Raw genomic sequence first — 4,410 nt, forward strand, 5'->3', positions numbered from 1 at the left:
GCCGGCGCCGCCGAAGATCTGCACGGCGCGGTCGGCGACGCGGCCGACCATCTCGGAAGCGAAGTACTTGGCGGCGGCCGCCTCCAGGGTGACGTTCTCGCCGGCGTCGCGCTTGCGGGCGCTCTCCAGCAGCAGGGCGCGGGCGGCCATCGCCTCGGTCTTGCTGTCAGCGATCATCGCCTGGACCAGCTGGAAGCCGCTCAGCGCCTGGCCGAACTGTTTGCGCTCGGAGGCATAGGCCACGCAGTCGACCAGCAGCCGCTCGGCCAGCCCCTGCGACACCGACGACTTTCCGGCCGCCATGGCGCCGGTGACGATCAGGACCCGCGGAAACCTGTCCCCGCCCCCGCTGCCCATCACACCCTCAACCCCCGCGCTTCAGGGTCTCTCGGGCGATGACGACCTGCTGGATCTGGCTGGTGCCCTCGTAGATGCGGAAGATGCGCACGTCGCGGTAGAGGCGCTCGATCCCGTGATCGGCGACATAGCCGGCCCCGCCGAAGATCTGCACCGCCCGGTCGGCCACACGGCCCACCATCTCCGAGGCGAAATACTTGGCCGCCGCGGCCTCCATGGTCACCGACTGGCCCGCGTCGCGCTTGCGGGCGGTCTCCAGGGTGAGCGCCTTGGCCGCCAGGCTCTCGGTCTTGCTGTCGGCGATCATCCCCTGCAGCAGCTGGAAGTTGGACAGGGCTTGGCCGAACTGTTTGCGCTCGGACATGTACGCGACGCAGTCCTTGATCAGCCGCTCGGCCACGCCGACGCAGACCGCCGAGATGTGCAGCCGGCCACGGTCCAGCACCTGCATGGCGACCTTGAAGCCCTCGCCCTCGCGGCCCAAGCGGTTGGCGACCGGCACGCGGACATTGTCGAAAATCACGTCGCAGATGTGGGCGCCCTGCTGGCCCATCTTCTTCTCGGGCTTGCCGACCGACAGGCCCGGCAGATTGCGCTCTACCAGAAAGGCCGAGACGCCGCCGGCGCCGGGCTTCTCCGGATCGGAGCGCGCCATGACCGTGAAAAGGTCGGCCTTGTTGGCATTGGTGATGAACCGCTTGGAGCCGTTCAGGACGTAGTGGTCGCCGTCGAGGATCGCGCGGGTCTGGACATTGGCGCTGTCGGACCCGGCTTCCGGCTCGGTGAGCGCGAAGGAAGTAATGATCTCGCCGGACGCGATGCCCGGCAGGTATTTCTGCTTCTGATCCTCGGTTCCGAACATCACCAGCCCCTGACTGCCGATGCCGACGTTGGTGCCAAACGCCGAGCGGAAGGCCGGGCTGGTGCGGCCCAGTTCCACCGCCACCAGGCACTCGTCCTCCATCGAGAGGTCCAGGCCGCCGTATTCCTCGGGGATCGAGAGCCCGAAAAGGCCCAGCGCCTTCATCTCCTCGATCAGCTCAGGCGGCATGGCGTCCTCTTCCGCCACCTTGGCCTCCAGGGGCCTTAAGCGTTCGGCGACGAACCGGCGGACGGTGTCGATCAGCTGCTCGCGGGTCTCGAGATCAAGCGCCATGGGTCAGGCGCGCTCGAAGATCGCGGCGATGCCCTGGCCGCCGCCGATGCACATGGTTTCAAGCCCGTACTTGCCGTCGCGGCGCTGCAGCTCACGCAGCAGATTGGCGAGGATGCGCCCGCCGGTGGCGCCGATGGGGTGGCCCAGGCTGATGCCCGAGCCGTTGACGTTCAGCCGGTCGCGCTCGTCCCAGCCCCAGCCCTTCAAGACCGACAGCACCTGCGGCGCGAAGGCCTCGTTCAGCTCCACGAGATCGATGTCGTTCCAGCCCAGGCCGGTGCGCTCGAAGAGGCGCTTCACCGCCGGCACCGGGCCGATGCCCATGCGCGACGGATCGCAGCCGGCCGCGGCCCAGCTCACGAACCAGCCCATCGGCTCCAGGCCCAGTTCTTCCAGCTTGTCCTCAGCGACCACCAGGCAGGCGGCGGCGGCGTCGTTCTGCTGGCTGGCGTTGCCGGCGGTGACGACGCCGTCCTTCTCGATGGGCCGCAGCTTGCCGAGGCTCTCGGCGGTCGCATCGGCGCGCACGCCCTCGTCCATGGCGAAGACGATCGGGTCGCCCTTCTTCTGCTTCACCGAGACCGGCACCAGCTCGTCGTCGAACTTGCCCGCCGCCCAGGCCGCCGCCGCGCGCTGGTGGCTCATGGCGGCGTATTCGTCCGACGCCTCGCGGCTGATCTGGTAGTCGCGGGCCAGGTTGTCGGCCGTCTCGATCATGCCTGAGATCACCCCGAAGCGCTCGATCGGCTGGCTCATCACCCGCCCGCGGGCCAGGCGATCGTGCATGGTCACGGAGCCGGCGCGCGCGCCCTTGCGCATGTCGGTGGTGTAGTACTCGGCGTTGCTCATGCTCTCGACGCCGCCGGCGATCACCACGTCGGCCACGCCGGTCTGCACCATCATCGCCGCATCGACCACCGCCTGCAGGCCGGAGCCGCAGCGTCGGTCGAGCTGGTAGCCGGGGATCTCGATCGGCAGGCCCGCCGCGAGCGCCGAATAGCGCGCGATGCAGGGCGCCTCGCCCGAGGCGTAGCCCTGGGCGAAGATCACGTCGTCGATCTTCTCGGGGTTGATCCCGGTGCGCTCGACCAGCGCCTTCAGCACCACTGCGCCAAGCTCGCCCGCGGTCATGTCGGAGAGCGCGCCCAGGTACTTGCCGACGGGCGTGCGGATGGGAGAGACGATGGCGGCGCGCTTCATGGTGGCGGGTTCCGATTGGCTTGTGGCGGCCCGGCAAACTAGTGTTTGAAACCGCTGGGAGCAAACGCTTCGACGGCGGCTTGGAGGACAGATGGACGGCAGCGAGACCATCGACAACTACGCGTCCAAGCTGACGGTCGTCACCGAGGGCGAGTGGGCCGGCTGGAGCCAGTATCCGGGCGGCGATCCGTTCGAGGACCTGGCCGGGCCGTTCTACTGCCGGGAGGATGGTGAGGGCCGCCGGATCTGCGCCTTCAAGGCTGAGAAGAAGCACATGAACGGCGGCATGTTCATGCACGGCGGCTGCGTCATGACCTTCGCCGACTTCAGCCTGTTCTGGATCGCCGGCGACGCCATCGCCGGCGTCCGCAGCGTCACCGCCACCTTCAACGGCGAGTTCGTGGGCTCGTGCGGCGTCGGCGACATCGTGGAGTGCACGGGCGAGGTGGTGAAGGCCGGTCGCTCCATGGTCTTCTTGCGCGGGATCATCTCCAACGCTTCGGCTGGCGGCGAGCCGATGATGAGTTTCTCCTCGGTCCTGAAAAAGACCCCTCGGCGTACCTAGATATCCGGACTGGACAGGCCCCGGCGCTTCGTCCCCCATAGACCGGGTACGGAGGACCAGGATGATTGAGGCCGCCTGCCATTGCGGGGCCGTGAAGCTGACGGCGCCCGACGCGCCGAAGGCGGTGACCGAGTGCAACTGCTCGATCTGCCGCCGGCTCGCCGCGCGCTGGGCCTATTACAAGCCCTCCGAAGTCGGCCTGCCCAAGCCGGGCTCGACCCAGCCCTACGTCTGGGGTGACCGGATGCTGGCCTTCCATCGTTGCAAGGCCTGCGGGGTGACCACCCACTGGCAGAGCCTGGACGGCGCCCAGGAGCGGATGGCGATCAATGCGCGGCTGATGGATGACATCGACTGGCCCGCCATGCGCATCCGCCACTTCGACGGCGCCGACACCTGGAAATACCTGGACGAGTGATGAAACTCGCCGCCGCCGTCCTGGCCCTCATCCTGGCCCTGCCCGGCATGGCTCTCGCCAAGCCGCTGTTCCAGCCGTGGATCGACGGGACCGCCAGCGAGCCGCAGATGCAGATCCAAGCCTATGACGCCGACACCTTCGTCATCCGCCAGTCGGTGAAAACCAACTTCGAGGCGCCCTTCCTCTACCTGCTGTTCGGCAAGGACCGGGTGCTGCTGCTGGACACCGGCGCCGGCGGCCTGAAGGTCCGCCCGACCATCGACGGCGTCATCGCCGACTGGCTGAAGGCGCACCATCGCACTTCGATCGCCCTGGTTGTCGCCCACTCCCACAGCCACGGCGACCACCGCATGGGCGACGTGGAGTTCAAGGACCGGCCCGACACCGTCGTGGTCGGCTGGACGGCGCCGGAGGTGGCGGCCTTCTTCAAGATCGCCGACTGGCCGAACCAGATCGCAAGCTTCGACCTGGGCGGGCGCGTGCTGGACATCGTGCCCACGCCTGGCCACCACCCCTCGCACATCATGGTCTTCGACCGCCACACGCGCCTGCTGCTTTCCGGCGACACGCTCTATCCGGGGCGGCTCTATGTGCCGGCCAATGACTTCGCCGACTACAAGGCCAGCATCGATCGGGTGACGGCCTTCACCAAGGACCGCCGCGTCAGCCACATCCTGGGCGCCCACATCGAGATGACCACGACGCCCGGCAAGG

5 protein-coding genes and 1 pseudogene are annotated in these 4,410 nt (G+C 68.1%); 3 read left to right on the forward strand and 3 right to left on the reverse strand.

The window, feature by feature from the left end; translation table 11 throughout:
* The 3 genes and pseudogenes from VHS75_RS22660 to VHS75_RS22670 all read right to left on the reverse strand — a co-directional run.
* A pseudogene (locus VHS75_RS22660) lies at positions 1–276 on the reverse strand (acyl-CoA dehydrogenase family protein); the annotation flags it as partial.
* An 88-nt stretch (positions 277–364) separates the two neighbouring features.
* Positions 365–1,513 carry an acyl-CoA dehydrogenase family protein gene (locus VHS75_RS22665; protein ID WP_329640899.1) on the reverse strand — a complete coding sequence of 383 codons (1,149 nt, stop codon included), beginning with the start codon at positions 1,511–1,513 and terminating at the stop codon, positions 365–367.
* A gap of 3 nt (positions 1,514–1,516) precedes the next feature.
* Positions 1,517–2,713: an acetyl-CoA C-acetyltransferase gene (locus VHS75_RS22670; protein ID WP_329640900.1), complete on the reverse strand. Its 1,197-nt coding sequence runs from the start codon at positions 2,711–2,713 to the stop codon at positions 1,517–1,519.
* A 91-nt stretch (positions 2,714–2,804) separates the two neighbouring features.
* Between VHS75_RS22670 and VHS75_RS22675 the strand changes: the two genes are divergently transcribed.
* From VHS75_RS22675 to VHS75_RS22685, 3 genes are all read left to right on the forward strand, one after another.
* Positions 2,805–3,278 (forward strand): PaaI family thioesterase, encoded by a 474-nt coding sequence (locus VHS75_RS22675; protein ID WP_329640901.1) that lies wholly within the window; start codon positions 2,805–2,807, stop codon positions 3,276–3,278.
* A gap of 61 nt (positions 3,279–3,339) precedes the next feature.
* Complete coding sequence (locus tag VHS75_RS22680; protein ID WP_329640902.1) at positions 3,340–3,696, forward strand: GFA family protein; 357 nt, start codon at positions 3,340–3,342, stop codon at positions 3,694–3,696.
* The coding region (locus tag VHS75_RS22685) for an MBL fold metallo-hydrolase (RefSeq protein ID WP_329640903.1) at positions 3,696–4,410 on the forward strand (715 nt) is incomplete at its 3' end. The genes VHS75_RS22680 and VHS75_RS22685, both read left to right, overlap by 1 nt.

It is taken from the genome of Phenylobacterium sp. (assembly GCF_036264965.1).
Taxonomy (GTDB): domain Bacteria; phylum Pseudomonadota; class Alphaproteobacteria; order Caulobacterales; family Caulobacteraceae; genus Phenylobacterium.